Below are 20,350 nucleotides of genomic sequence, written 5' to 3' on the forward strand. Positions count from 1 at the left end.
ACGGCCCGGGTTTGTTCCCGAACGTGGAAGCTTTACCCAAGCGCGCTGCGCAGGCGGTTTCGGGCAATCCGGAGCCGGTTTCGCACACGCCGTGTCAGGCTGAGCTGCGCCGCCGCCTTGCGGACATGCCGGTCCGAATCGGGCGTGAGCCCCACAACCATGGTGCCGAGCGGCCTCCGCTCGCTCCACAGGCGGCTCATCACGGGATGATCCGGCACCGCGCAGGAATCCGTCATGATGATGTTGGGATCGTCCAGATGCGTCTTGGTGACCTCGATCATGAGAAGCGTGCCGGGCGAATAGGCGGCGAAGCCCTCGTCATAGGCCGTCTTCCACGTATAGGCGGTGCCGTTTTCGATGAACACGATGAGGCACGCGATCACCGCATCATCGAGCGTCAACATGTGAATGCGGCACATGTCGCGCTCGCACAGCCGGTGCACGGCTTCGCGGGCGAAGGCGGCGCGGTAGCGGTCGATGGCCATGGCCGAGCGTTCGCGGCCCTTCCAGCCCGAAGCCTCGAGCGTCAGAAACGCTTCGATGCCGTGGCGCACCTCGTCGGGGTGGCGGGCGATCCTGTAGTCCAGCTTGCCCATTTCGCCCAGCCGACGCTTGAGGCGACGGAACTCGCGATAGTGATGGGCGCGCAGCGAATCGCGCAGATAGGTGTCGCCATCAAGCGCGCTTTCGAGCGTCGGGCGCTCGATGCGGTTGGTGATCTGGAAGGGCAGGTTCCGCGCATCCACCACCGTGCGCAGGATGGCCGCAAATGCGCCGTCCAGTCCCACATCCGGCAGGACGAACACCTTGGGGTGGTCGAGATGCGGACGCGCCAGCATGGCGAAAAAGTCTTCGATCACGCCTGCCGGATCGTCATAGTCGACCAGTGGCGTGCCCAGAGGGCCAAACGGGTTCGACCAGGTGCGCAGAACCGGAACGCTGAACGGCAAAAGCGGGCGCTCGATGGTGAAGGGAACGAGAAGCCGCAGGCGGCTGCGCTCCTCCGTACCGTCGCGGATGACCGCAAGCCGCACTTCGCGGTCTTCAAGGCGCGGCATGGCCGGCGCCAGAAAACGCGGATTGAAGAAGATGTTGGTTTCGATGGAGCGCGCCGCCAGATAGTCGAGCTCGTCCACCAGCTCGAAGCCGGCGGACGCCGGATAGATGGCGAGCTTGCGTTCGCTCTGCTCGGCTGCAAGCAGCGCCAGATGTCTGGTGTCGGTTTTCTGAGCGATATCGGTCAGGTGATCGCTTGCCGCGCCCGATGCGCCGCTGCTCGATTCTTCGAGGAGAGGGGGGATGCTCAAGAGGAAGCCTCCTTTCTGGCGCGCGGGAGGAACACCAGCATGCGGATTCCAAGCTTCCGCCAGGCGGTGAATGAGAGGGATGCTGCTTCGAACAGAATGGCGAGCCCGGTGGCGATGGCTGCGCCCCACAGGCCGTAGATCGGGATCAGAACCATGTTGAGCCCGATATTGATGCCGAGCGTGATGGCGTAGATGCCGGCGCACACTTTCTGGTAGCCGCTCATGGTGAGAAGGCTCTCCGCAGGCCCCACGGCCGCGCGGGCGACCACGCAGGAAACAAGAAGGAAGAGAAGCGGATAGCCGGCCGTGAAGCCGCTGCCGAACAGCATGAGCATGGGCCTGCCGATGATGAGCACGACAACGCCCATGGCCAGCGACGGCCAGAATGTCCAGGTGACCGTCTCCGCCGCGAAGGCTGCAAGGCCTTCCCTGTCGCCGCCATGCATGTAGGCCGAATAGCGCTGCGCAACGCTGGCCTTCACCGCGAAATAGACGAAATGCACCAGCGCCAGCGTTTTCACGGTGGCGAAGTAGATGGCCACATCCGTGGGCGTCATGTAGCGACCGACCATCAGCACATCGGCATTGGTGAGCAGGAAATAGAAGCTCTCGACCAGAAAGATCGGCAGCGAAATGCCGACCCAGTGCTTCATCAGGAAGCGGGGTTTGCCGGGCGGCGTGCTGCGCTTCACCCGCGTCGTGATGCTGACGAATTGCAGGAGCGTGGTGGCATAGGTGGCCAGAATGGCCGTGATGATGGCCGTCTTTGCGTCGGGCGCGTAGCCGGAAAGAACCGCTCCCGCCATGAAGAGCAGGATCAGTATGGGGCGGATGAAATAGGCGGGAAGCAGGGCCCAGACCACCCATGCATTTGCCCGCGAGACGCCCTGCAGAAGGTCGCTCAGCGCCAGCATGGGCAGGCAGATGAGCCCCAGATAGAACGGAACCACGTAATAGGATTCGATATAGGGTTCCAGAAAGCGCAGGCCCGCCAGGCCCGCGAGCATGAACAGTGTCGAGGTGCCCAGCACGAAGAACCGGCCGGCAATGTTGACGCCACGCAGCTCCGCAAAAGCACCCTTGGTGCGGTATTCGGGAATGAAACGGATGATCGCCGTGTGAAAGCCGAGGCACGAAATGTTGCCGAGGATGATCATCGTCACCCAGACCAGCACATAGATGCCGTATTCGAAACTGCCCATCCAGCGGGCCAGAAAGACCTGGCTGAAGAACGCGATGACCGCGTTGACGATGCGGATCGCGAAGGCAAGCAGTGCGTTGCGACCGGCCTCGCCACGCGCATCGCGTGCAGAAATGAGGGTGTCGAGCTTCGCAAGCCAGGGACGCGCGCGCGCGGCCAGCTGCTCCGGCAGCAAGCGTTCACCGGTCCCCGTCGCTGAAAAGCGCACCCGCCCCACTCCTCTCAAGTCACTCGACCTGCGGTTTAGCGCAAACTGCTTAAGAAAAAGAAAGGGCGGGCCGGGCGGTCGCTTCTTTGTTCCGGCAAAGAAAAAGGCCGGATGAAAACCCGGCCTTTTCGTTATCTGTTGAGAGACGCCGCGCGCCGGACCGCTTAGGCGAAAGCGCCGTGGCAGTGCTTGTATTTCTTGCCCGAGCCGCAGGGGCAGGCTTCGTTGCGGCCGACCTTGCCCCAGGTTGCGGGGTCGTTCGGGTCGCGGTCCTCTGCGGCGACCACGCCGCCTTCGGCGCGGGCGAGCGTCATCGTCTCGCCGTCCGCGAACTCGTCTTCGCCCGTCGAACCGTCGATATGATGCGCCTGCATTTCCGGTGCTTCCGGCGGCGGGGCGTCGGCGGCCTCGCGCACCAGCTCGACGCGCATGAGCTGCGACGTCACCACCTGGCGCAGATTGCTGAGCATCGACTGGAAGAGCTCGAATGCCTCGGTCTTGTACTCGTTCAGCGGATCGCGCTGGGCGTAGCCGCGGAAGCCGACGACGGAGCGCAGATGATCGAGATTGACCAGATGCTCGCGCCACAGATGATCGAGTGTCTGCAGCAGGATCGACTTCTCGACATAGTTCATGATGTCGGGGCCGAAACGCTCGGCGCGGTCCTTGGCGGCAGCCTCGGCGGCCTCGCTGATGCGCTCGCGGATATCGTCTTCGGCGATGCCTTCTTCCTGCGCCCATTCCTCGATGGGAAGGTCCAGGTTCAGCGAATTCTGCACCGCTTCGCGCAGTTCCCTGGTCTGCCACTGCTCGGCATAGGCCTTTTCGGGGATGTGGCGTGCGACCAGATCGTCGACCGTGTCCTGACGCATCTCGGCGACGGTCTCGGAGAGGTTCTCACCGTCCATCAGCTCGATGCGCTGCTCGAAGACCACCTTGCGCTGGTCGTTCATCACGTCGTCGAACTTGAGCAGGTTCTTGCGGATGTCGAAGTTGCGCGCCTCGACCTTTTTCTGCGCCTTTTCAAGCGCCTTGTTGATCCAGGGATGGACGATGGCCTCGTCTTCCTTGAGGCCGAGCTTTTGCAGCATGCTGTCCATTCGGTCGGAACCGAAGATGCGCATCAGGTCGTCCTGGAGCGACAGATAGAACTTGGAGCGGCCCGGATCGCCCTGACGGCCGGAACGGCCACGGAGCTGGTTGTCGATGCGGCGGCTTTCATGGCGCTCGGTGGCCAGAACGAAAAGGCCGCCGGCGGCCAGCGCCTGCTCCTTGAGGCGCTTCACGTCCTCGCGGATGGCCTGTTCCTTCGCATCGCGCTCGGGGCCGGCTTCCATGTCGCCAAGCTCTTCGGCAATCCGCATTTCCGGGTTGCCGCCGAGCTGAATGTCGGTGCCGCGGCCGGCCATGTTGGTGGCGATGGTGACAGCGCCCGGCTTGCCGGCCTGCGCCACGATGAAGGCCTCGCGCTCGTGATGGCGCGCGTTCAAGACCTCAAAGCCCTGCAAGCCTTCCTGACGAAGACGCTCGGCCAGGAACTCCGATTTTTCGATGGACGTCGTGCCGACCAGGATCGGCTGCCCCTTGGCGGCGGCTTCCTTGATCTCGCGGACAATCGCCTTGAACTTCTCTTCGACGGTCCGGTAGACCTCGTCGTCCTCATCAAGACGCTGGATCGGCAGGTTGGTCGGGATCTCGATGACTTCGAGCCCGTAAATGTTGCCGAATTCTTCCGCTTCCGTCGAAGCCGTACCGGTCATGCCGCCCAGCTTGTCGTACATGCGGAAGTAATTCTGGAAGGTGATCGAGGCGAGCGTCTGGTTCTCCGGCTGGATCGCCACGTGCTCCTTGGCCTCAAGCGACTGGTGCAGGCCTTCCGAGAAGCGGCGGCCCGGCATCATGCGGCCGGTGAATTCGTCAATGATGACGATTTCGCCATTGCGGACGATATAATCCTTGTCGCGCTGGAACAGTTTGTGCGCCTTCAGCGCATTGTTCAGGTGGTGCACGATGGCGACATTCTCGATGTCGTAAAGCGAATCGCCTTTGAACAGATCCGCTTCGCGGAGCATGTTCTCCATCTTCTCCGTGCCTTCTTCCGTGAAGGTCGCGGTGCGCTGCTTCTCGTCGATTTCGTAATCGTCTTCCACGAGATGCGGAATGAAGGTGTCGATCTTGTTGTAAAGCTCGGAGCGGTCGTCCAGCGGGCCGGAAATGATGAGCGGCGTGCGCGCCTCATCGATCAGGATGGAGTCCACCTCATCGACGATGGCGTAGAAGTGTCCGCGCTGGACCATCTGGTCGCGCTCATACTTCATGTTGTCGCGCAGATAGTCGAAGCCGAGCTCGTTGTTCGTGGCGTAGGTCACGTCGCAGGCATAGGCCGCGCGGCGCTCGTCATCCGACATGCCATGCACGATGACGCCGGTCGAAAGACCGAGGAAGCCGTAGAGGCGGGCCATCCACTCGGAGTCGCGCTTGGCCAGGTAGTCATTGACCGTGACCACGTGCACGCCCTTGCCGGACAAGGCGTTGAGGTAAACGGGAAGCGTCGCAACCAGCGTCTTCCCTTCACCCGTCTTCATCTCGGCGATGGAGCCTTCGTGAAGAACCATGCCGCCGATCAGCTGCACGTCAAAGGGGCGCATGCCCAGCGCGCGGCGGGATGCCTCGCGCGCCACGGCGAAGGCGGGAACGAGAATGTCGTCGAGCGACTTTCCGTTCGCGAGCTCCTTGCGGAACTCTTCTGTTTTTCCGCGCAATGCCTCGTCGGACAGCGCCTTCATTTCGTCTTCAAGCGCGTTGATCGCGGCGACGCGCGGGCGGAAACCCTTTACGCGACGATCGTTCGAGGAGCCGAAAACTTTGCGGGCGAGACCGCCGAGACTGACCATCCAGTGGTCCTTTCACTTTCTGACAGACGGCATTCAAGAGCGGGGTAAAGACCCTGCTCGCGCCGAGCGAGAGCAATTATATAACAATTCGTGTCCTGAAATGCGTTCTGGACGCAGGACATCAGGACAGATAAGAGGGGCCAAGAGTGATGTCAACGCCGCGTTAAACATGCGCTCTTGCGCAAAATTCCGCCATATTGATAAGCGGTTTGGGCTAAAACGGAATCACCAACGGAGAGTTTCATGCTGAAATCGTTTCGCCGTTTCCTGGCCATTCAGGTTGGGGCCGGTCTGACGCTGGCCGCTGTAGGCTTCATGCCTGCTCATGCTGCCGATGCCGATGTCGTCGCCACTGTGAATGGCATGGAGATCACGGAGGGCGATTTGGCTATCGCCAGCGCGGAGTATGGCGCGCAGTTCGGTAATCTGCCCGATCCGCAGCGCCGCGCAGCACTTCTTTCGGCGCTGATCGAGATCCGTCTGCTGGCCTCCGAGGCCGAAGAAAAGGGCCTTGCCGAGGGTGAAGCCTTTGAAAAGCGCCTGGCATTCCTGCGCAATCAGGCGCTTCATGCGGCCTTCATCGAGAAGATCGTCAACGACGCCGTGACCGAGGAAGATGTCCGCGCCAGCTACGACAAGCAGATCGCTGATGCGCCTGCCGTCAACGAGGTGCGCGCCCGTCACATTCTGGTGAAGACCAAGGAAGAAGCCGAAGCGATCATCAAGCAGCTCGAAGAGGGCGGCAATTTTGAAGAGATCGCCAAGGAGAAATCCACTGACGGTGCGGCAGCCAATGGCGGCGACCTCGGCTATTTCGCTTCCGGCCAGATGGTGCCCGAATTCGAAAAGGCTGCATTTGCGATCAATCCGGGCGAATTCTCCAAGGAGCCCGTCGAAACCCAGTTCGGTTTCCATGTGATCAAGGTTGAAGACAAGCGCGCCAAGCAGCCCCCGGCATTCGACGCCGTGAAGGATCGCGTACGCTCCCTTCTGGTGCGTGAGCGCTATGTCGAACAGGTTTCGGCGCTGCGTGACACCGCTGAAGTCGACGTCAAGGACCCGGCTCTCAAGGAATTCATCGACGCAGCCGAGAAGCAGCAGGAAGAAGCCGCTTCCGGGGCTGAAGCAGCCGGTGAAGGCGAAGAGACCAAAAGCGAATAGCGCTGAAGCGCAGGTTCAAATGGAAACGGCGGGCGCCTGGCGTCCGCCGTTTTTGTTTTGTCAGACGGTGCTGTGTGCACTGCCGGTCGGCTGACGCGCCGCCGGGTATCCGAGCTGTTTCAGCTTGCGTCGGAAAAAAAACTCGGGCAGACCGGCAGGAATCCAAAGCTTCCAACCCGAGTAAGTTTGCCCCATGTCTGTTGCAGTCTCTCCTCTTGCTCCCAAGACCTATCCCGATATGCCCGCCATCGACGGTGTGCGCATCGCAACCGCTGAAGCCGGTGTGAAATACAAGGGGCGAACCGATCTCCTGACCATGGTGTTCGATGAGGGCACCACGGCTGCCGGCGTTTTCACGCAATCCAAGTGCCCATCGGCTCCGGTGGAACTCTGCCGCGAAAATCTGGCCGGCGGCGAGGCGCGCATTCTCGTCGTGAATTCCGGAAACGCCAACGCGTTCACCGGCAAGAAGGGACGCGCGACCACTTCTGCCGTGGGCGAAGCTGCCGCGGCTGCGGTCAAGGCGGACAAGAGCACGGTTTTCATGGCGTCCACCGGTGTGATCGGCGAGCCGCTGCCGGCGGAGCGCATTACCGGTTTTCTGGAGGGCATGGCCGCAAAGGCAGCGCCGGGCGGCTGGCTTGAGGCCGCCAGGGCCATCATGACTACCGACACCTATCCCAAGGTGGCGACGGCGACCGTGCGCCTTGGCGAACATGATGTGGTCATCAACGGCATTGCCAAGGGCGCAGGCATGATCGCGCCCGACATGGCCACCATGCTTTCCTTCGTGGCGACGGATGCGCCGATTGCCGCGCCCGTTCTGCAGGATCTTCTGTCGCGCGGAACCGGCAAGACCTTCAACGCGGTGACGGTCGACAGCGACACCTCCACCAGCGACACGCTGATGATGTTTGCAACGGGCGCTGCCGCAAAGCGCGGTGTCACGCCGATCAACGATCTGAAGGATCCCCGGCTTGCAGGCTTCCGCCGGGCGCTCAACCGCATCCTCAAGAACCTCGCGCTGCAGATCGTCCGCGATGGCGAAGGCGCGCGCAAACAGCTCGAAATCACGGTGACGGGCGCAAAGTCTTCCCGTTCGGCAAAAAAGATTGCGATGTCCATCGCCAATTCGCCGCTGGTGAAGACGGCGGTTGCCGGCGAAGACGCAAACTGGGGCCGCGTCGTCATGGCTGTCGGCAAGGCGGGCGAGCCGGCCGAGCGCGATCTCCTGTCGATCTGGTTCGGCGATATTCGCGTTGCCCATGAGGGGGAACGCGATCCGGCCTATTCCGAAGAAGAAACCTCCGCCTATATGAAGAAGGATGAGATCACGCTGCGCGTGGATCTCGGACTCGGGCGCGGCAAGGCCACGGTTTGGACCTGCGACCTGACCAAGGAATATGTCGCCATCAATGGCGATTACCGGAGCTAGGGTGTGCCAGGCCACGTGAGGCAGGACGTAAAACAGGATTTCGCCATCATCCGCCGCTTTGAGGCGGCGGGGTTGCGCGCTTGGCCTGCCGAAACGGTGGCCTATGACGGCACCTGGGTGCTGCGGTTGACCGCCGGTCACCCTGCAAAGCGCCTGAATTCCATCAATCCGCTTGATCCGGGCGATCATCGAAACCTTGAAGAGCGCATCGCGCGCGCTGCCGAGCAGTTCAAGGCCTATGGGCGGCCGCTCACTTTCCGGCTGTCGCCGCTCGCCGCGCCTGAAATCTCCACCTATCTCGACGAGCAGGGCTGGTCGACGCTTGGCCGTTCGCTTGTCATGGCGCTCGATTTGCGTGAGGCGGATCTGACCGAGGCGATGGACCAGATACCGCTCAAGGACCGGCGACGCTTCGTCAATGCCACGCTCAAGGTGCATGGCTATGAGGAGCTGCACCGTGCGGGTCTTTCGCGTGTCATTGGCGCGATTCGCCCGGAAACCGGCCTGTTCGTCCTCGAAGAGGGCGAAGAGCCGGTGGCGACCGCCATCTGCGTGCATGACAGCGATCTGGCGGGGCTCTTTGAAATCGCGACGCGCCCTTCATGGCGCGGCAAGGGCTATGGCCGCCGTGTTCTCCTGTCTGCGCTCAAATGGGCCCAGTCACACGGGGCGGAGCGGGCCTGGCTGCAGGTGGAGGCCGACAACGAGGTCGCCGTAGGCCTCTACAAGGCGATGGGCTTCCGCGAAATCTATTCCTATCATTACCGCCAGCCGCAGGAAGCGGTCGGCACGGAGCACGCCGAATGAACGATCTTTCCCAGCCGGCCAAGCCGATCCTGCTGGTCGCAGCCTGTGCGCTGGTTGATGCGGATGGGCGGGTGCTGCTCGCCAAACGCCCCGAAGGCAAGGCGCTGGCGGGGCTCTGGGAGTTTCCCGGGGGCAAGGTGGAGAACGGCGAGACGCCGGAAAACACCATTGTGCGTGAGCTTGTCGAGGAAATCGCCGTCGAGACGAAGACGGCGTGCCTTGCGCCGCTCACTTTCGCCAGCCACACCTATGATGATTTTCACCTGCTGATGCCGCTCTATGTCTGCCGCCGCTTCTGGGGCACGCCGCGACCGCAGGAAGGCCAGGAACTCAAATGGGTGCGCCCGCGCGACATGCGCGATTACCCCATGCCGCCGGCCGATGCGCCGCTTATCCCGCACCTCATCGACCTGCTGTAAAGCGCCTGTCGGCACAAAGCCGGGCCGCTCGAACAGAGTTAATCCTTCGTTTACGCAACAGTGACAAGTTGATTGCGGGGACGGGCCGTTTTCGCGGCAGGGTTTAACCATCTGGCGAGAGGTTGGTATGGTTTCTGGCGAATTTGGGGATACGGAACGCGCGGGCTGGTCCACGCGGGCCGGCAATGTGGGCATCGGGGCACTCAGGATCGCCCTGCTTTTTGGAACCGCAGCCGTCGCGCTCGCGCTGTTTCTGACGCCGGTTGTTGAAAAAAGCACCCGCTCCAAGATCGCGCAGGTTGGCGCGCCGTTCGGGATAGACCCCATCACCACGTCTTCCACGAAGCGGCAGGACCGCAGTTACACGATCCGGCGCAGTGTTTTACAGCCCTCGCGCAACGCCACATGCATCATCCATCAGGATGGACGACGCAGCGGCGACTGCTGATCTCGTTAATCGGCTCTCAGCTTTTCTTAAGGCTTTTCGCCCAGAATTGCCTTCCAGACAGGGGGAGCCGGGCAAATGGGCAGGCATTTTCTCAAGGATCGGTGCGGCGCGACCGCAATCGAATATGCGTTAATTGCAGGCCTGATCGCGCTGGCGATCGTGGTCGGTGCGGCGCAGACGGGACAGCAGCTCAAAGCCAGCTATGGGAACGTCGCGAGCAAAGTGACCACGGCCAACCAGTAGGGCAGCCGCAGTCATTGCCATGCCATTGCCTTAAGGGGCCTATTCGCCCCTGTTTTTCTCCAAAGCCTCTTTCAGTGACATCTTCGCGCTGCCCGGTGCGAGCGGCTTTTGCTGGGATTCGTGCGGGGCCCAGCCAGACATCCAGATGATGTTGAAACTTGCCCTGATACGCCCGTCCGGATCGGAAAAGCGCTCGGCATAGATCTGTGCGGCGCGCATGAAGAGTGCGCGCGTGGCCGGTTTGCGCGAGCGCGCGACAAGCGCGCTGGTCGCGCCCATGAAACGCAGATCCCGCATCAGGTCGAACATGGTGTCGTAACGCACGGTCAGGTTCTCGAGATCGGTGACCGGCAGCGCAAAGCCCGCACGCTGGAGCAGTCCGCCCACATCGCGCACATCGGCAAAGGGGCTCACGCGCGGGGCAGCGCCCTCTGAAAGCTCGGTCTCTGCGGCAAGCAGGGATTCCCTGAGTTCCTGAAGCGTGCCGGCGCCGGCCATCGCGCCGAGAAACAGGCCGTCGGGCTTCAGCGCACGGCGGATCTGGGCGAGCATGCCCGGAACGTCATTTGCCTCATGCAGGCTGAGAAGCGAAACGATGAGATCGTGGCTGCCGGGTTCGGAAGGCAGGGTTTCCGTTGCCGCGACGATGCCGTCATCGCCAAGAAGGGCGGCGTCGGCCTCGATGCGGGTCACCTGGTCGACCTTGCCGCTTTCGCGCATGGCCATGGCCGCGTCGGAGGTGAGGCAGAAGAGCGCTGCGGCGTTTTCAAAGCGTCGCTCGACGGTGGCCAGCCGCTCTTCCAGATCGGCAGCGGCCCGCTGCATCAGGAAGCGGGCTCCCGGATCGCCCTGCTTCAGGGCGCGCTTCTTGTGCAGAAGGGCCAGGTCGGCGTCGAAGAGCTGTTCCATGCGTCATCCTTTGTTTCTGGATGCGCCATCGCACAAAAAGACTATGCTGGCAAAGAGGCAATGCCTTTTGGGGGAGGGGCGTTTCGTGGAGGGCGTATCGCGATTGACCGGGGTGATGAGCGGGTGGATGCAGCGCATCCTCTTCCCGCCGGTGTGTCTCGGCTGTTCCAGCCTTGTCACGGAACCCGGAACGCTCTGCGCTTCCTGCTGGGGGCGGCTGCGCTTTCTGGAGCGGCCATGGTGTCCGGTGATGGGCACGCCTTTCTCTCTGGACCTTGGCGACAGCATGCTCTCTGCGGAGGCGATTGCATCGCCGCCGCCCTTTGCGCGGGCGCGCTCGGCGGTCGCCTATGGCGGCGTCGCCCGGCGGCTGGTTCAGGGGCTGAAATTCCGCGACCGCACCGATCTCGCGCCGTGGATGGCGCGCTGGATGCTTCGGGCCGGCGGAGAAATCCTGCCCGAGGCGGATCTGGTGGTGCCGGTTCCGCTGCATCGCAGCCGTTTCTTTTCAAGGCGCTTCAACCAATCGGCGGAGCTTGCGCGGGCTGTGGCGCGTCTGGCTTGCGTTGATTACATGCCGGAGGCGCTGGTGCGGACGCGGCGCACGCGCCAGCAGGTGGGGCTGCGGGCGAGCGAGCGCGAGGCCAATGTGCGCGGCGCATTTGTCGTGCCGGACGCCCACCGCCCGGCGATCAGGGCGCGGCGCGTCGTTCTGGTGGACGATGTCTACACCACGGGCGCGACGGTTGCCGCCGCCTCACGGGTTCTCAAGCGTGCCGGCGCGCGCGAGGTGGATGTTCTGACATTTGCGCGCGTTTTGCCGGGGGACTTTCGGGCAGACCTCCAAGAGCCTATATAAACCCCGACAAAGCATGGGACCGAAAATGTCTGACGTAACGATCTACACACGGATGATGTGCGGCTTCTGCAGCGCCGCCAAGCGCCTGCTCGACGGCAAGGGCGTTTCCTACACGGAACACGATGCAAGCTTTTCCAACGAGCTGCGCCAGGAGATGATCCAGCGGGCCAATGGCCGCTCGACCTTTCCGCAGATTTTCATTGGCGACGTCCATGTGGGCGGTTGCGATGAGCTTCACGCTCTCGAGCGCGAAGGCAAACTGGATGCGATGTTGAAGGAGATCCCGGCATGAGCAAACTGATCGCCGCTGCCCTGCAGATGCGTTCCGGCACCGAGCCGGAAGCCAATGCCGACGCTTTTGAAGCGCTGGTGCGTGAGGCTGCGGGCAAGGGCGCGCAGTATGTTCAGAGCCCGGAAATGACCGGTGTGATGGTGCGCAGCCGCGACGACCTGCTGGAGCGCATCACCGGAGAGCGCGGCGCGCTGGTCATCGACCGCGCCCGTGCGCTGGCCGATGAGCTTTCGATCTTTGTTCATCTGGGCTCCACGGCCGTCGCGCTCGATGACGGACGGGTGGCGAACCGCGCCTTTCTGTTCGCGCCCGGTGGCGCGCTTGTGACCACCTATGACAAGCTGCACATGTTCGACGTCGATCTCGACAATGGCGAAAGCTGGCGCGAATCGGCCACCTATGCCGCCGGCGAGCGGGCCGTCGTTGCCGATCTGCCGTTTGGCCGTCTCGGTTTCGCCATCTGCTACGACATGCGCTTCCCGCAGCTTTTCCGTGCGCAGGCGCTTGCCGAGGCACAGGTGCTGACAGCACCGGCCGCCTTCACCCGGCAGACGGGCGAGGCGCACTGGCATGTCCTTCTGCGCGCCCGCGCCATCGAGAATGGCGCATTCATGATCGCCGCCGGTCAGGGCGGCCTGCACGAGGACGGGCGTGAGACCTATGGTCATTCGCTGATCGTCGATCCGTGGGGCCGTGTGCTGGCCGAGGTCGATGGAAACGAGCCGGGCATCGCCATGGCCGAACTCGACCTTGATGCGGTCGCTGCCGCTCGCGGCAAGATTCCGAACCTCAAGAACGCGCGCGATTTCTCTGTTGCACGCGTTTCCGGCGGCGGGGCGGCGGAGAGGAAAGCTTCATGATCAGTTTCAACCTGATCTGCGAGCACGACCACGCTTTCGAGGCGTGGTTCCGCAACAATGCGGACTTTGACGAGCAGAAGAAGCGCGATCTCGTTTCCTGCCCGCAATGCGGCTCGACCAAGGTTGAAAAGGCCCTGATGGCGCCGGCGGTCTCGACCGGCAAGAAGCGCGACCAGATCGCACTGGCCATGGGGGAGAAGCAGAAACAGGCGCTGGCGCAGCTCAAGGAGCTTTCCAAAAAGGTGCGCGAGAATGCGGACTATGTCGGCGACAAATTCGCCGAGGAAGCGCGAAAAATCCATTTCGGCGAGACCGAAGCGCGCGGCATCTATGGCGAGGCGACGACCGACGAGGCCAAGGCGCTGGTCGATGAAGGCGTCGAGTTCCTGCCCCTGCCGGTGTTTCCCGAGGAGCAGAACTGAGACCGGCCAGAACTGAGATCGGCCAGAAAATCGGGCGGTCAGGCGCGAGCGCCTGACTGCATTCTGATCGCAAGAGCCGGGCGCGCGCCGGCGTTTTCCCTGAAGGCTCAGGCAGCCGGCTTCGTGGCCGCCACCATGTAGTTGACATCCATGTCGCGTGAGCGCTGCCAGCGGTCGCCGAGCGGATTGTAGACGACGCCGCTGCGATCGATGATCCGGATGCCCGCCGAGGCGAGGCCCTCTTCCAGTTCGCTCGGGCGCACGAGCTTTTCATACTGGTGCGTGCCGCGCGGCAGCCATCCAAGCACATATTCCGCGCCGATGATCGCCAGGCCCCACGCCTTGAGCGTGCGGTTGATCGTTGCCACGAACATCAGGCCGCCGGGTTTCAGCATTGCGCCGCATTTGGACAGGAACAGGTCCACATCGGCGACATGCTCGATCACTTCCATGTTGAGGATGATGTCGAATGTCTCGCCGGCGTCGGCAAGCGCCTCTGCCGTGGTGGCGCGATAGTCGATGTCGAGCTTGCCCTGCGCCGCGTGGATCTTGGCCACTTCGATGTTGGTTTCCGAAGCGTCCGCGCCAACCACTTGCGCGCCAAGCCGCGACATGGGTTCGCACAGAAGGCCGCCGCCGCAGCCGATGTCGAGCATGCGCAGGCCGGCAAAAGGTTTGGCTTCATGGGGCTCGCGACCGAAATGCGCGGCCACATGGTCGCGGATATAGGCAAGGCGCACCGGGTTGAACTTGTGCAGAACGCCCATTTTTCCGGCGGGATTCCACCATTCCGCCGCCAGTGCGGAAAAATGCTCGATTTCACGCGTGTCGATGGTCGTTTGCCGCGCTTCGGACATGGAAAACCCCTCACTGGGTGTTGCTTGGAACCTTGGCCCATGAAGTCGGGCTGACGGGCCTGATTGTCAAGGCGGGAATTGTCTCAGGGGCAAAACCTGCCCGGCGCAACGACCGGGTTCCATTCACCGTCACATTGCTTGCAGATAAGCGATCTTTTGGGTATGGAGACCGCGGCGCAGGGCGGGTTGCCGTTGCTGCGTAATGTTGGCGCTGCCCGTCCGGGCAGCAGGAATTTCCGAGCAAAGGCACTCCGTTCCCATGGCGCGCATCGTGATGAAGTTCGGCGGAACCTCCGTCGCCGATATCGAACGCATCCATAATGTGGCGCGTCACGTCAAACGTGAGGCCGATGCGGGGCATGAGGTCGCCGTCGTGGTTTCGGCCATGGCCGGCAAGACCAATGAACTGGTCGGCTGGGCGCAGTCCATGCCGAAGGCCACGGGTGCTGAATCGCCCTTCTATGACGCGCGCGAATACGACGCCATCGTCGCCTCCGGTGAGCAGATCACCAGCGGGCTTCTGGCCATCGCGCTGCAGTCCATGGGCGTCGATGCGCGCTCCTGGCAGGGCTGGCAGATACCGATCCGCACCGACAACGCTCACGCCGCCGCCCGCATCGTCGATATCGACGGCAGCGAGATGGTGCGCCGCATGGGCATGGGCCAGGTGGCCGTTGTCGCCGGCTTCCAGGGCATCGGCCCTGACAATCGCATTGCCACGCTGGGGCGCGGCGGTTCCGACACCAGCGCGGTCGCCGTGGCCGCTGCGGTGAAGGCCGACCGTTGCGACATCTACACCGATGTCGACGGCGTCTACACGACCGACCCGCGCATTGAGCCCAAGGCGCGCCGCCTGCCGAAGATCTCGTTCGAGGAAATGCTCGAAATGGCGTCGCTTGGCGCCAAGGTGCTGCAGGTGCGCTCCGTCGAACTGGCGATGGTGCACAAGGTCAGAACCTTCGTAAGATCGTCTTTCGAAGATCCGGATGCGCCGGGCATGGGGAATTTCGAAAACCCGCCCGGTACGCTCATTTGCGATGAGGATGAAATCGTGGAACAGCAAGTCGTCACCGGCATCGCCTACGCCAAGGACGAGGCGCAGATATCGCTTCGTCGCGTCTCCGACCGTCCGGGCGTGTCCGCAGGCATTTTCGGTCCGCTGGCCGAGGCCAACATCAATGTCGACATGATCGTGCAGAACATCTCCGAAGATGGTTCGCGCACGGACATGACCTTCACCGTGCCGTCCGGCGACCTGCAAAAGGCCGTCACGGTGCTGGAGAATGTGCGTGACACGATCGGCTTCGACGCCATCCAGTCTGAAGCCGGACTGGTCAAGGTTTCGGTCATCGGCATTGGCATGAGGAGCCATGCCGGCGTTGCCGCAATCGCCTTCAAGGCCCTGGCCGAGAAGGGGATCAACATCCGCGCGATCACCACTTCAGAGATCAAGATTTCGATCCTGATCGACGGCCCCTATGCTGAATTGGCGGTTCGCACTTTGCATTCTGTCTACGGTCTCGATAAGCAGTAGACAAACAATAACCCGAAATCTGGCTTTTGCTCTGCTCTCTCATGCGGCTAGCATAGGCCAATGGAGAGGGGTTCAATGCGAGATACTGCCGGCGGTCCAAGAGTGCTGTTAAGGCGTTTGCGCGAGCTGATGGCCGATGCGCTTGACCCGCAGAAGCGTCTCGACAAGATCGTTCGTGAAATCGCCCAGAACATGGTGGCCGAGGTTTGCTCGCTCTATGTGCTGCGCGCCGATTCCATGCTGGAGCTTTACGCCACCGAAGGTCTGAACCCGGATGCGGTGCATCTGGCGCAGCTTCGTCTGGGGCAGGGCCTCGTCGGCACGATTGCCGCCAGCGCCCGCCCGCTCAATCTCTCCGACGCCCAAAAACACCCCGCTTTTGCCTATCTGCCGGAGACGGGCGAAGAGATTTATCATTCCTTCCTCGGCGTGCCGGTGCTGCGGGCCGGTCGCACGCTCGGCGTTCTGGTCGTTCAGAACCGCACCATGCGCCATTACCGCGAGGATGAGGTCGAGGCGCTGGAAACGGTGGCCATGGTCATCGCCGAGATGATCGCCACCGGCGATCTGGCGCGGCTGACCCGTCCGGGCATCGAGCTTGATCTGAGCCGCCCCGTCAGCATGACGGGCCTGCCCTTCAACGAGGGCGTCGGGCTTGGCCATGTGATCCTTCATGAGCCGCGCATCGTCGTGACGGCGCTGTTCAACGAGGATAGCGACGAGGAGCTGGTGCGCCTTGAAACTGCGCTCGATTCGCTGCGCCTTTCCATCGACGACATGCTCTCGCGTCGCGATGTGGCGTTTGAGGGCGAACACCGCGCGGTGCTGGAAGCCTATCGCATGTTCGCCAATGACCGGGGCTGGGTGCGCCGCCTGCAGGAGGCGATCAACAACGGCCTGACGGCCGAAGCGGCGGTCGAGAAGGTGCAGAGCGACATGCGCGCGCGCATGATGCACATGACGGACCCCTATCTGCGCGAGCGGATGAGCGATTTCGACGATCTCGCCAACCGGCTTCTGCGCCAGCTGATGGGCCGCGGGCCGGATGCGCTGGCGGAAATTCTGCCCAAGGATGCGATCATCGTCGCCCGTTCCATGGGCGCTGCCGAGCTTCTGGACTATCCGCGCCAGAAACTGCGCGGTCTGGTTCTGGAAGAGGGAGCGCCGACAAGCCATATCGTCATCGTGGCGCGGGCCATCGGCCTGCCGACGGTGGGTCAGGTGAAGGGCGCCGTCTCCATGTCGGAGAATGGCGACGCGATCATCGTCGATGGCGAGGATGGTCAGGTGCATCTGCGCCCGCAGGCCGATGTCGAGGAAGCCTATGCCGAGAAGGTGCGCTTCCGCGCCCGCCGGCAGAAACTCTATCAGGAACTGCGCGACCGCCCGACCGAGACCAGGGACGGCGTTCCCGTCGATCTCATGATGAATGCAGGTCTGGCCGTCGATCTGCCGCAGCTGGCGCAGTCGGGTGCGGCGGGCATCGGTCTGTTCCGCACCGAGCTTCAGTTCATGGTCGCAGCCGCCTTCCCGCGCGTCGAGGCGCAGGAGCGGCTTTATAGCGAAGTGCTCGACGCTGCCGATGGCAAGCCGGTCACGTTCCGCACCATCGATATCGGCGGCGACAAGGTGTTGCCCTACTTCAAGGGCGCGCAGCACGAGGAAAACCCGGCGCTTGGCTGGCGGGCGATTCGCCTGACGCTGGACCGTCCGGGCCTGCTGCGCACGCAGATCCGCGCGCTTTTGAAGGCTGCCGGTGGTCGCGAACTGCGCATGATGCTCCCGATGGTCACAGAAGTGAGCGAAGTGCGGCAGGCGCGCGAGATCATCGACCGCGAGGTGCGGCATCTGTCGCGCTTCGGCTATCTCCTGCCCACGCGCCTGAAGCTTGGCGCGATGATCGAAGTGCCGGCACTGCTCTGGCAGCTTGAAGAGCTGATGCAGGCCGTGGATTTCGTCTCCGTCGGTTCGAACGACCTGTTCCAGTTCGTCACCGCGACCGACCGGGGCAACACCCGCATTGCCGACCGTTTCGACCCGCTGAGCGTGCCGTTCCTGCGCATTCTGCGCCAGATCGTGCGCGCGGGCGACCAGTATGGAACGCCGGTCACGCTGTGCGGAGAGCTGGCGGGGCGGCCGATTTCCGCCATGGCGCTGCTCGGCATCGGCTTCCGCTCCATTTCCATGGCGCCGGCGGCCATCGGCCCGGTCAAGGCCATGCTCTGCGAGCTTCCGCTGTCGGATCTTTCGGTTGTTATGGATGAGGCACTTGCCAACCATAGCGCATCCACCGATATTCGCGCGCTGCTTCGCGACTTCGCCCAGAAGCACAATATTGCCCTCTAGAACTGACAGGCTTTCCCGTCGATGACCGACTTGCCGCGCGACCGTATGGATCAGGTTCTCAAACGTTTCGAGCTTATCGAAGCGCAGATGGCGGCTGGCCCGGAGCCGGACGTCTATGTGAAGCTTGCTTCCGAATACTCCGAATTGCAGGAAGTGGCGGCCAAGATCCGCGAACTGCGTCAGGTCGAAGGTGAGCTGGAAGACCTGAAGTCCATGCTGGACGACCCGGCGACCGACACGGAAATGCGCGAGCTGGCCGAGGCCGACCTCGAAGAGGTGGAGAGCCGCATCGAGGCGCTGGGCGAGGAAATGCAGATCCTGCTTCTGCCCAAGGACGAAGCGGACGAGAAGAATGCGATCCTCGAAATTCGCGCCGGCACCGGCGGCGACGAGGCGGCCCTGTTCGCCGGCGACCTGTTTCGCATGTATGAGCGCTATGCATCCGAACGGGGCTGGCGTGTCGAGGTCGCGTCGACAAGCGAGGGCGAGGCCGGCGGCTACAAGGAAATCATCGCCACCGTTTCCGGGCGCGGCGTGTTCTCGCGGCTGAAATTCGAATCGGGCGTGCATCGCGTTCAGCGCGTGCCGGCTACGGAGGCGCAGGGGCGCATTCACACCTCCGCCGCCACGGTTGCCGTTCTGCCCGAGGCCGAGGACGTCGACGTCGAAATTCGCAATGAAGACATCCGCATCGACACGATGCGCGCTTCGGGTGCGGGCGGCCAGCACGTCAACACCACCGACTCGGCGGTGCGAATCACGCATATTCCAACGGGCATCGTGGTCTTGCAGGCCGAAAAGTCCCAGCACCAGAACCGTGCGCGCGCCATGCAGATCCTGCGGGCGCGCCTGTTCGACATGCAGCGCATGAAGGCCGCGGACGAACGCTCCGAGGCGCGTCGTCTGCAGGTCGGTTCCGGCGACCGTTCGGAACGCATCCGCACCTACAATTTCCCGCAGGGGCGTGTGACCGATCACCGGATCAACCTCACGCTCTACAAGCTGGACCGCGTTATCGAAGGCGATCTGGACGAGATTATCGACGCGCTGATCTCCGATCATCAGGCAAAACTGCTTGCGGAAACCGGGGCGGATGGCTGAGGCGAAGACCCTCGGCGCGCTGCTTTCCTGGGCGCAGGACCGGCTGAAACAGGCGGGCATTGCAGAAGGGGCGCTCGACGCCCGGCTTCTCGTTGAACATGTCACGCAGACGACGCGGCTCGACGCCATGTCGAGACCTGAACGGCCTGTTTCCGATGCGGAAGGCATGGCCGTGGAAGAGGCCATCGCGCAGCGCATTGCAGGCCGGCCCGTACACCGCATTATCGGCCATCGTGAGTTTTACGGGCTGGACCTCAGGCTTTCACCGGAAACGCTGGAGCCACGGCCGGACACCGAAACGCTGGTCGACATGGTCGTGGCGGAAGCGCGTCGACTTGGCGGTGAAGATCGCCCGTGGCGGATCATCGATCTTGGAACCGGCACCGGGGCGATAGCACTGGCGCTGTTGAGCGTTTTGCCTGCGGCCCATGCAGTCGGTGTCGATATTTCGGCCGATGCGCTTGCAACGGCGCGCATCAATGCCGATATGAATGGTTACGGCGGCCGGTTTGGGACCTGTCAGTCTGACTGGTTTGAGGAAATCGACGGACGGTTCGATTTCATTGTCTCCAACCCGCCCTATATTCGAGAAGAGATCTGGCGTGCGCTTGCAGTCGAGGTTCGTGATCACGATCCGCGCAGGGCGCTGGTTGCCGGGGACGATGGTCTTGATGCCTATCGTTTGCTGGCGGCGCAAAGCGGCGCCCATCTGGCGACAGGCGGCATGGTCGCCGTCGAGATCGGATATGACCAGAAGGAAAGCGTTACCGGGCTGTTCGTCGATCAGGGATTCCGCCTTCACAAGGCGGGCCGCGATCTTGCCGGGCATGACCGGGTGCTTGTTTTTGTCGCCGAAACAGCACGTGAACAAACTTGAAAAAAAACTTGGCATCGCAAAAGAATGCCGCTAGGTTCCGGACACCGGATAGGACGAAGCAGACAGCACCGTTATCGATTCGGTTCCCAGGACCGCTGTCATTAAGGGCGTTTTAGCGCCTCTGCTTCATTATGGGGTTTGTCCGGCAACTGACAAGAAGCGGAACAGTA

19 protein-coding genes are annotated in these 20,350 nt (G+C 62.7%); 14 read left to right on the forward strand and 5 right to left on the reverse strand.

Annotated features, from left to right (window positions below):
• Nucleotides 1-32: 32 nt before the first annotated feature.
• The 3 genes from ACRTG1_RS19475 to secA all read right to left on the reverse strand — a co-directional run bounded on the left by ACRTG1_RS19475 (nucleotide 33) and on the right by secA (nucleotide 5,610).
• Nucleotides 33-1,235, reverse strand: a complete 1,203-nt coding sequence (locus ACRTG1_RS19475; RefSeq protein ID WP_371685973.1) for a GNAT family N-acetyltransferase — start codon at nucleotides 1,233-1,235, stop codon at nucleotides 33-35.
• A 68-nt stretch (nucleotides 1,236-1,303) separates the two neighbouring features.
• Nucleotides 1,304-2,716 carry a lipopolysaccharide biosynthesis protein gene (locus ACRTG1_RS19480; RefSeq protein ID WP_113153119.1) on the reverse strand — a complete coding sequence of 471 codons (1,413 nt, stop codon included), beginning with the start codon at nucleotides 2,714-2,716 and terminating at the stop codon, nucleotides 1,304-1,306.
• 164 nt (nucleotides 2,717-2,880) lie between these two features.
• On the reverse strand, nucleotides 2,881-5,610 hold the full coding sequence (gene secA / locus ACRTG1_RS19485; protein WP_206546219.1) for a preprotein translocase subunit SecA: 2,730 nt from the start codon (nucleotides 5,608-5,610) through the stop codon (nucleotides 2,881-2,883).
• 243 nt (nucleotides 5,611-5,853) lie between these two features.
• Between secA and ACRTG1_RS19490 the strand changes: the two genes are divergently transcribed.
• The 6 genes from ACRTG1_RS19490 to ACRTG1_RS19515 all read left to right on the forward strand — a co-directional run bounded on the left by ACRTG1_RS19490 (nucleotide 5,854) and on the right by ACRTG1_RS19515 (nucleotide 10,123).
• Nucleotides 5,854-6,771 (forward strand): peptidylprolyl isomerase, encoded by a 918-nt coding sequence (locus tag ACRTG1_RS19490; protein WP_113153117.1) that lies wholly within the window; start codon nucleotides 5,854-5,856, stop codon nucleotides 6,769-6,771.
• A gap of 193 nt (nucleotides 6,772-6,964) precedes the next feature.
• A complete protein-coding gene (argJ, locus tag ACRTG1_RS19495) occupies nucleotides 6,965-8,206 on the forward strand; it encodes a bifunctional glutamate N-acetyltransferase/amino-acid acetyltransferase ArgJ (protein WP_113153116.1) in 1,242 nt (413 codons plus the stop codon).
• Nucleotides 8,207-8,221: 15 nt separating this feature from the next.
• Complete coding sequence (locus ACRTG1_RS19500) at nucleotides 8,222-9,013, forward strand: GNAT family N-acetyltransferase (protein ID WP_224924962.1); 792 nt, start codon at nucleotides 8,222-8,224, stop codon at nucleotides 9,011-9,013.
• The gene (locus ACRTG1_RS19505) at nucleotides 9,010-9,432 is read left to right on the forward strand and encodes a (deoxy)nucleoside triphosphate pyrophosphohydrolase (RefSeq protein WP_113153114.1); all 423 of its coding nucleotides are present in this window, start codon (nucleotides 9,010-9,012) and stop codon (nucleotides 9,430-9,432) included. Before ACRTG1_RS19500 ends, ACRTG1_RS19505 begins: the two co-directional genes overlap by 4 nt.
• 127 nt (nucleotides 9,433-9,559) lie before the next feature.
• The gene (locus ACRTG1_RS19510; protein ID WP_113153113.1) at nucleotides 9,560-9,880 is read left to right on the forward strand and encodes a hypothetical protein; all 321 of its coding nucleotides are present in this window, start codon (nucleotides 9,560-9,562) and stop codon (nucleotides 9,878-9,880) included.
• A 75-nt stretch (nucleotides 9,881-9,955) separates the two neighbouring features.
• Entirely contained in the window at nucleotides 9,956-10,123 is a 168-nt protein-coding gene (locus ACRTG1_RS19515) for a Flp family type IVb pilin (RefSeq protein WP_206548314.1), read from the forward strand.
• Between the two features lie 39 nt (nucleotides 10,124-10,162).
• On the opposite strand, the gene ACRTG1_RS19520 is transcribed toward ACRTG1_RS19515, so the two are convergent.
• Nucleotides 10,163-11,032 carry a methyltransferase domain-containing protein gene (locus ACRTG1_RS19520; RefSeq protein ID WP_206546221.1) on the reverse strand — a complete coding sequence of 290 codons (870 nt, stop codon included), beginning with the start codon at nucleotides 11,030-11,032 and terminating at the stop codon, nucleotides 10,163-10,165.
• Nucleotides 11,033-11,147: 115 nt separating this feature from the next.
• On the opposite strand from ACRTG1_RS19520, the gene ACRTG1_RS19525 reads away from it, so the two are divergent.
• The 4 genes from ACRTG1_RS19525 to ACRTG1_RS19540 are packed head-to-tail and all read left to right on the forward strand — an operon-like array spanning nucleotide 11,148 to nucleotide 13,465.
• Nucleotides 11,148-11,891 (forward strand): ComF family protein, encoded by a 744-nt coding sequence (locus ACRTG1_RS19525; RefSeq protein WP_244974869.1) that lies wholly within the window; start codon nucleotides 11,148-11,150, stop codon nucleotides 11,889-11,891.
• Nucleotides 11,892-11,916: 25 nt separating this feature from the next.
• On the forward strand, nucleotides 11,917-12,183 hold the full coding sequence (gene grxC, locus ACRTG1_RS19530; protein ID WP_113156026.1) for a glutaredoxin 3: 267 nt from the start codon (nucleotides 11,917-11,919) through the stop codon (nucleotides 12,181-12,183).
• Nucleotides 12,180-13,043 (forward strand): carbon-nitrogen hydrolase family protein, encoded by an 864-nt coding sequence (locus ACRTG1_RS19535; protein WP_206548312.1) that lies wholly within the window; start codon nucleotides 12,180-12,182, stop codon nucleotides 13,041-13,043. The genes grxC and ACRTG1_RS19535 overlap by 4 nt, the downstream gene beginning before the upstream one ends.
• The gene (locus ACRTG1_RS19540; protein ID WP_206546223.1) at nucleotides 13,040-13,465 is read left to right on the forward strand and encodes a DUF1178 family protein; all 426 of its coding nucleotides are present in this window, start codon (nucleotides 13,040-13,042) and stop codon (nucleotides 13,463-13,465) included. Before ACRTG1_RS19535 ends, ACRTG1_RS19540 begins: the two co-directional genes overlap by 4 nt.
• 107 nt (nucleotides 13,466-13,572) lie before the next feature.
• On the opposite strand, the gene ubiG is transcribed toward ACRTG1_RS19540, so the two are convergent.
• A complete protein-coding gene (gene ubiG / locus ACRTG1_RS19545; protein WP_113153107.1) occupies nucleotides 13,573-14,322 on the reverse strand; it encodes a bifunctional 2-polyprenyl-6-hydroxyphenol methylase/3-demethylubiquinol 3-O-methyltransferase UbiG in 750 nt (249 codons plus the stop codon).
• Between the two features lie 259 nt (nucleotides 14,323-14,581).
• Between ubiG and ACRTG1_RS19550 the strand changes: the two genes are divergently transcribed.
• The 4 genes from ACRTG1_RS19550 (at nucleotide 14,582) to prmC (ending at nucleotide 20,180) form a co-directional block, all read left to right on the forward strand.
• Nucleotides 14,582-15,856: an aspartate kinase gene (locus ACRTG1_RS19550; RefSeq protein ID WP_113153106.1), complete on the forward strand. Its 1,275-nt coding sequence runs from the start codon at nucleotides 14,582-14,584 to the stop codon at nucleotides 15,854-15,856.
• A 75-nt stretch (nucleotides 15,857-15,931) separates the two neighbouring features.
• Nucleotides 15,932-18,202, forward strand: coding sequence for a phosphoenolpyruvate--protein phosphotransferase (ptsP, locus tag ACRTG1_RS19555; RefSeq protein WP_113153105.1), 2,271 nt, complete (start codon nucleotides 15,932-15,934; stop codon nucleotides 18,200-18,202).
• Nucleotides 18,203-18,223: 21 nt separating this feature from the next.
• Nucleotides 18,224-19,303 carry a peptide chain release factor 1 gene (prfA, locus tag ACRTG1_RS19560; protein ID WP_432516869.1) on the forward strand — a complete coding sequence of 360 codons (1,080 nt, stop codon included), beginning with the start codon at nucleotides 18,224-18,226 and terminating at the stop codon, nucleotides 19,301-19,303.
• Nucleotides 19,296-20,180: a peptide chain release factor N(5)-glutamine methyltransferase gene (gene prmC / locus ACRTG1_RS19565; RefSeq protein WP_432516870.1), complete on the forward strand. Its 885-nt coding sequence runs from the start codon at nucleotides 19,296-19,298 to the stop codon at nucleotides 20,178-20,180. The genes prfA and prmC overlap by 8 nt, the downstream gene beginning before the upstream one ends.
• Nucleotides 20,181-20,350 lie beyond the last annotated feature (170 nt).

This window comes from Nitratireductor sp. PBL-C9 (genome assembly GCF_050877045.1).
Classification (GTDB): domain Bacteria; phylum Pseudomonadota; class Alphaproteobacteria; order Rhizobiales; family Rhizobiaceae; genus Nitratireductor; species Nitratireductor aquimarinus.

Excerpts from the sequence above, each read along its gene's own strand:
- grxC (WP_113156026.1), top strand. The coding sequence starts at position 11,917 with ATGTCTGACGTAACGATCTACACACGGATGATGTGCGGCTTCTGCAGC.
- ACRTG1_RS19535 (WP_206548312.1), top strand. The coding sequence starts at position 12,180 with ATGAGCAAACTGATCGCCGCTGCCCTGCAGATGCGTTCCGGCACCGAG.
- ACRTG1_RS19525 (WP_244974869.1), top strand. The coding sequence starts at position 11,148 with ATGAGCGGGTGGATGCAGCGCATCCTCTTCCCGCCGGTGTGTCTCGGC.
- secA (WP_206546219.1), bottom strand. The coding sequence starts at position 5,610 with ATGGTCAGTCTCGGCGGTCTCGCCCGCAAAGTTTTCGGCTCCTCGAAC.
- ACRTG1_RS19540 (WP_206546223.1), top strand. The coding sequence starts at position 13,040 with ATGATCAGTTTCAACCTGATCTGCGAGCACGACCACGCTTTCGAGGCG.
- ACRTG1_RS19510 (WP_113153113.1), top strand. The coding sequence starts at position 9,560 with ATGGTTTCTGGCGAATTTGGGGATACGGAACGCGCGGGCTGGTCCACG.
- ACRTG1_RS19550 (WP_113153106.1), top strand. The coding sequence starts at position 14,582 with ATGGCGCGCATCGTGATGAAGTTCGGCGGAACCTCCGTCGCCGATATC.
- ACRTG1_RS19490 (WP_113153117.1), top strand. The coding sequence starts at position 5,854 with ATGCTGAAATCGTTTCGCCGTTTCCTGGCCATTCAGGTTGGGGCCGGT.
- argJ (WP_113153116.1), top strand. The coding sequence starts at position 6,965 with ATGTCTGTTGCAGTCTCTCCTCTTGCTCCCAAGACCTATCCCGATATG.
- ptsP (WP_113153105.1), top strand. The coding sequence starts at position 15,932 with ATGCGAGATACTGCCGGCGGTCCAAGAGTGCTGTTAAGGCGTTTGCGC.
- prfA (WP_432516869.1), top strand. The coding sequence starts at position 18,224 with ATGACCGACTTGCCGCGCGACCGTATGGATCAGGTTCTCAAACGTTTC.
- ACRTG1_RS19505 (WP_113153114.1), top strand. The coding sequence starts at position 9,010 with ATGAACGATCTTTCCCAGCCGGCCAAGCCGATCCTGCTGGTCGCAGCC.
- ubiG (WP_113153107.1), bottom strand. The coding sequence starts at position 14,322 with ATGTCCGAAGCGCGGCAAACGACCATCGACACGCGTGAAATCGAGCAT.
- ACRTG1_RS19515 (WP_206548314.1), top strand. The coding sequence starts at position 9,956 with ATGGGCAGGCATTTTCTCAAGGATCGGTGCGGCGCGACCGCAATCGAA.
- prmC (WP_432516870.1), top strand. The coding sequence starts at position 19,296 with ATGGCTGAGGCGAAGACCCTCGGCGCGCTGCTTTCCTGGGCGCAGGAC.
- ACRTG1_RS19520 (WP_206546221.1), bottom strand. The coding sequence starts at position 11,032 with ATGGAACAGCTCTTCGACGCCGACCTGGCCCTTCTGCACAAGAAGCGC.